This window comes from Pseudomonadota bacterium (assembly GCA_018817425.1).
In the GTDB taxonomy this organism is placed as follows: Bacteria; Desulfobacterota; Desulfobacteria; order Desulfobacterales; family RPRI01; genus RPRI01.
Genome location: JAHITX010000136.1, coordinates 1 through 4,689 on the forward strand (window position 1 = coordinate 1; position 4,689 = coordinate 4,689).

The following is a 4,689-nucleotide window of genomic DNA, read 5'->3' on the forward strand; positions in this document are numbered from 1 at the left end:
GAAAATTATGATTGTAAAGCATGTGATTTTACCGAGCCGGTTGCGCAAAGTCCCTAAGAGCTTCAGCTGGATTGACCACAGATTGATCAGCGATAGACATATTGAGCGGCTCTGTCATGGTTCGGCAGCCTTGTATTTATTCTTGTTATGCGCAAGCGATGAAAATGGACTGAGTTACTATGGTGACAAATCCATTATGGAAAAGCTTTCTATGGATGGCCGGACTTTAGAGCAAGCCAGATCGGAACTTATCAGGACAGGACTTGTCGCATGGCAAAAACCTATTTATCAGATACTTTGCCTTGAACCTGGCGGTAATGACCGGGCAAGCGGATCGCCCATAGGTTTGGGAGATATTTTAAAAAAGGTTATGGAGGTGCGCCATGATTGATTACGAGACCTATGTGCGGATCAGGAATTATTTTGAAAATGATGGGTTAAAATACAGCCAGATTGCTGATTGTTTGGAACTGGATTGTCGCACAGTGGCAAGATGGGCCAATGAAAAACAATACCAGCCCCGAAAGGCCGCTCATAGAAAAAGCAAGCTTGATCCGTTCAAAAACGATATTATACGGATGCTTGAAAAACATCCGTATACTGCAACACAGATTTATCAGCGTATCAAAGAAGACGGATTTTACGGCGGTTCAACCATAGTTGAAGATTATGTGAGAAAAGTAAGACCGCCAAAAACCAAAGCATATTTAAAACTTTCTTTTGCACCCGGAGAATGCGCCCAAGTGGATTGGGGCTCATACGGCACTGTAAAAGTCGGGTCAACAAGTAGGCGCTTGAGCTTTTTTGTGATGGTTCTATGTAATAGCCGTATGATGTATGTGGAGTTTACGGTGCTGCAAACCATGGAACATTTTTTAGGCTGTCATCAAAACGCGTTTGAATTTTTTGATGCAGTTCCCAAAAAGATCATGGTAGACAATCTAAAATCTGCGGTATTAAAACGTACCGTAGGCCGGGCGCCGGTATTTAATCCCAAGTATCTTGATTTTGCCAAGTACTATAATTTTACCATTGCCCCTTGCAATGTAGGAAAGGGCAACGAAAAAGGGGTTGTGGAAAACGCCGTGGGATATGTCAAAAAAAATCTTCTAAACGGATTAACTATAACAGATTTTGATATTATGAAGCCAGTGGCAAAACATTGGCTGGATACGGTTGCCAATGAAAGAACCCATGGTGAAACCGGCCTAAAGCCGGTTGACATGTTTAATGAAGAGAAAGGCTTTTTACAGCCATTGCCGCAACCTTATGATATCGGCCAAGTCAAGCCGATGCGGGCATCACGGCAGTTCAGGATCACCATAGACGCCAACCATTATAGTGTTCCAGCCCAATTGGCAGGAGTGAGATTGACGGTTAAATTATATCCGGACAGGATTTGTTTTTATCACGACAACAATCTTGTAGCCCGGCATGTGAGAAGCTATGACCGCCGAAAAGACTTTGAGCATCCGGATCATCCCAAAGCGCTTTTGCAACAACGCAAAAAAGCACGCGACCAGAAAATATATATGCGATTTTTATCTTTGTCGGACAAAGCCCAGCAATATTACCGGCAATTGGAACAGCGCCGTATGAATCCGCTGCATCACATTCGTCAAATCGTTGCTTTAAGCGAAATTTACGGAAACGAGCAGGTTCGAATAGCTATCGAAGATGCTTTCTCATTTGCTGCCTTTTCCTGCGAGTACATTGCCAATCTGCTGGAACAGCGGGCGCGTCCTGTTAGAGAGCCCGGTGCGCTTCACTTGACCCGAAGCAGTGATCTTTTGGATTTAACCATTGATCGCCCTGATCTTTCTATTTACGATATCAATGGAGATGAATATGAATGATTTAATTAAACACTTATCCTACCTGAAACTGCCCTATATCAGGGAGCATCATGAAAACATTGCGCAATCGGCGGCCCGCAAACAATGGACACATGTCCAGTATTTGTCGGAGTTAATTAAACAGGAATCGAATTTACGCCAGGACCGTACAATCCAGCGCCGTATCCGTACGGCCCGGTTCCCTGTGGTTAAAACATTAGATCAGTTCGATTGGTCCTGGCCTAAAAAAATCAACCGGGCCCAGGTCCAAAATCTGTTCCGGTTAAAGTTCATTGAGGATAAAAGTAATGTAGTTTTTATAGGAGGAGTCGGATTAGGCAAAACCCATCTGGCCTGTGCATTGGGGTATCAGACCTGCCTTAAAGGCCATACCGTGTTGTTTGCCTCTGCCATTGATACCATCAACCATCTGATCTCGGCGCAGAATGCCGGACGTCTGAAACAGGAACTGAAAAAATATCTAAACCCGGCATTGGTTATTCTGGATGAACTGGGTTATTTGCCCATCGATAAAAACGGTGCGGATTTGCTCTTCCAGATCATCAGCCAGCGATATGAGCAAGGTTCCCTTGTGATCACAACCAACCGTGTGTTTAAGGAATGGCCGGAAATCTTCAATAATGACAGCACGCTGACATCGGCACTGCTTGACCGGTTGCTCCACCATACTGAGGCTGTGGTTATTGAAGGGAAAAGTTATCGTATGAAAGAGGTTGCTGAAAAATAATATAAAGGCCGGTCGGGAGGACTAATCTTCTTCCCGGCCGGCCTTCATTTGACATGCATTTTTAAACCGGAAGTTTTATAACACTTTCGTGCCGGTGCTGACATACAATATCCTGTCGCCCAAAAACTCAATCCGGTCATCCTCTTGGTATTTAATACCTCCCTATGAATCCTGATTGCGCTTTTACCTTTTATAAATCCTACTGTATTTGAAACACTGTATTTTGGCGGAATACTCAAAAGTAAACGGATATGGTCGGCTTTCGCATGCCCCTCATGCAATTCTATCCCTTTTTGTCGACACAAATCCCTGATGATTCCTCCAATTCTTTTTCTGGTTTCTCCATATATCTTTCTATGGCGATATTTAGAAACAAATACCAAGTGGTATTTGCAGTCCCACATTACATGTGATAATGATTTCCAATCCTTCATAGGTTCTTACTCCTGCTCCTTTCCAGAGCTTTCCTTGAGGAAGAACCTATACCTTGTTTTCTCTCCCGCCGGAACGATCGAACCTTTTAGGATCGCACGGGCATAGCCCGTGGTTTAATTAACAGCAATTATTTGGGATTTTTCTTTTTATTAAAATAGCTTCAGTATTTGGGAAGGGATAGCAAGCATATAATCTCCTTCTTCCTGATAGTTTGATAAATAACTTGATATCTGTAAAGTTAAAAAAATATTATTGCAAAATTCTTGTCAATAGATTATATGTAGCTCAAATTTAAATCAAAATAACCCTTGGTCATTTTGTAATTGAACTTAAACATTATAGATTTTTTTCTAAAACTTTGTGTTGATCATACGAAATTACAAGATCACCGGGTCTGGTGAATAACTTGTTAGCCCAAAATTAAGGAGCACGTAATGCGACCAGCAATAAGAGATCTGGTATCTATCGTCCAAAATACTTTGCCTATCAGAGAGCCTATTTATGAGTTCGGCTCTTTGCAAGTGGGCAGAGATTCAGAGCTAGCGGACTTGCGTCCAATATTTCCGCGCCAGAAATACGTGGGAGCTGATATGCGTGAAGGGCCAGGAGTAGATAAACTTCTTGACCTGCACGACATCGATCTACCATCTGGATCTGCAGGGACCGTTCTTTGTATAGATACTCTAGAACATGTTGAATATCCCCACAAGGCATTAGAAGAGATCCACCGTATTATAGTGCCCGATGGGGTGGTTGTGATTACGAGCGTTATGGATTTCCCAATTCACGATTACCCTTACGACTATTGGAGGTTCACACCGGAAGCTTTCAGGTCACTTCTTAAGCCGTTTCCTCACTCATTCATAGGGTTTGCCGGAAATGAAAAACACCCTCACACAGTCGTTGGTATAGGTTTTAAGGGGGTTTGTCCCCCACTGGTTGAATTTAAAAACAGATACAAAGACTGGCAAGAAGAACAGATTGTTCAGGCCAGTTTACCCAAACAAAAGAGTTTACCCACAATCACGTGGATCCGGAGACTTATCACGCCTCCAATCTTTTCTAATAAGGGCAGGAAGGCCTTAGGGCTAACAAGACGCTCCTCGTGCCAAGATAAATCCGAATCGTTGGGATGATACAAAAGGTCTTTGAAATTCGATATTGTTACCCAGTGGGTGCTCGGGAAGTAAATTTGCTTCCTTCATCTTTGCAGGGCTTGCTCTGGCATTGATGCTAAGATAATCCCACTTGACTAAAGCTTAGCCGGCAGGTCAGTAGTGAAATCCGCAGGTAAACCCGGTAACGGGATTCTGGAGCCGGATGGATCAAGATTGCAGGCTCTGTATTGAGCCCCAAAAAATGTATAGTTGTGGTAACCCTGCTTTGCAGGAAAAGCCGACGCTTTGGAGTGTGCGGAAGGCAGTAGTTCTGAATTCGATATGGCAAGAACTCAGGTCACCACCGGGGTCTTAGACCCAATGCTGTTGATTTAAGCCTTTAGAGCGGACCTTTTTATTTTGTTTTTATCCCAGTAATTATTCAGCGTCATTTTAATATATACTCCCGTTCACATAAGAAAGTCGGGCAATTTGCCTTTAAACAATAGCTCCAACGCCTGACTTGCCTTAACTCCATGCTTACGGCAAGTCGACAAATAGCTTCGAATTCGGC

At 43.2% G+C, this 4,689-nt stretch carries 5 protein-coding genes; 4 read left to right on the forward strand and 1 reads right to left on the reverse strand.

Going from position 1 to position 4,689, the window contains the following annotated elements; translation table 11 throughout:
- Positions 1 to 7: 7 nt before the first annotated feature.
- The 3 genes from KKC46_22320 to istB are packed head-to-tail and all read left to right on the forward strand — an operon-like array spanning position 8 to position 2,583.
- Positions 8 to 391 carry a hypothetical protein gene (locus KKC46_22320; GenBank protein ID MBU1056539.1) on the forward strand — a complete coding sequence of 128 codons (384 nt, stop codon included), beginning with the start codon at positions 8 to 10 and terminating at the stop codon, positions 389 to 391.
- Entirely contained in the window at positions 384 to 1,856 is a 1,473-nt protein-coding gene (istA, locus tag KKC46_22325) for an IS21 family transposase (GenBank protein MBU1056540.1), read from the forward strand. Before KKC46_22320 ends, istA begins: the two co-directional genes overlap by 8 nt.
- Complete coding sequence (gene istB / locus KKC46_22330; protein MBU1056541.1) at positions 1,837 to 2,583, forward strand: IS21-like element helper ATPase IstB; 747 nt, start codon at positions 1,837 to 1,839, stop codon at positions 2,581 to 2,583. Before istA ends, istB begins: the two co-directional genes overlap by 20 nt.
- 44 nt (positions 2,584 to 2,627) lie before the next feature.
- Here istB and tnpA read toward each other — a convergent pair whose 3' ends face one another.
- Complete coding sequence (tnpA, locus tag KKC46_22335; protein MBU1056542.1) at positions 2,628 to 3,017, reverse strand: IS200/IS605 family transposase; 390 nt, start codon at positions 3,015 to 3,017, stop codon at positions 2,628 to 2,630.
- Positions 3,018 to 3,452: 435 nt separating this feature from the next.
- Here tnpA and KKC46_22340 point away from each other — a divergent pair, with 435 nt between their 5' ends.
- Positions 3,453 to 4,154: a class I SAM-dependent methyltransferase gene (locus KKC46_22340; protein MBU1056543.1), complete on the forward strand. Its 702-nt coding sequence runs from the start codon at positions 3,453 to 3,455 to the stop codon at positions 4,152 to 4,154.
- Positions 4,155 to 4,689: the final 535 nt, after the last annotated feature.